This window comes from Myxococcus sp. AB025B (assembly GCF_006518215.1).
Classification (GTDB): Bacteria; Myxococcota; Myxococcia; order Myxococcales; family Myxococcaceae; genus Myxococcus; species Myxococcus fulvus.
This window is the reverse complement of sequence record NZ_SRLW01000754.1, coordinates 1-395: the sequence shown is the minus strand read 5'-3', so window position 1 is coordinate 395 and position 395 is coordinate 1. Positions and strand designations below refer to the sequence as shown.

The following is a 395-nucleotide window of genomic DNA, read 5'->3' as shown; positions in this document are numbered from 1 at the left end:
GTGGAGGGGCCTGGCGCGGAGCGGGTGATGGCGCCGCCCCCGCTGGTGGAGGCGACGACGGTGGCGGGGGGCTCGGCCTCGGCGCCGGTTGCTGACGCGCCCACGGAGGTGGAGGCCAAGGCCACCGCGGAGGCCTCGCAGGAGGCGGAGGTCCACGTGCCCTTCAGCTTCACCGTCGTGCCGGGGCTGAGCACGTCGGGCTTCAGCCAGAAGAACCAGGTGCACGACGTGTCCATCGGCCTGCTCGCCACGCACGCCAAGCGGGTGCGGGTGATGGGGCTGGCCTTGGGCGGCAACTGGGTGACGCATGGCGCGAGCGGCGTGCTCGCCTCGGTGGGCGTCAACGTGTCGGGCGGACCGGTCAGCGGCACGCTGCTGACGGTGGGGGGCAACGT

1 pseudogene is annotated in these 395 nt (G+C 73.9%); it reads left to right on the top strand.

The features are described 5' to 3' along the window. Positions 1-395 (top strand): annotated as a pseudogene (locus tag FL311_RS44825) (hypothetical protein); the annotation flags it as partial.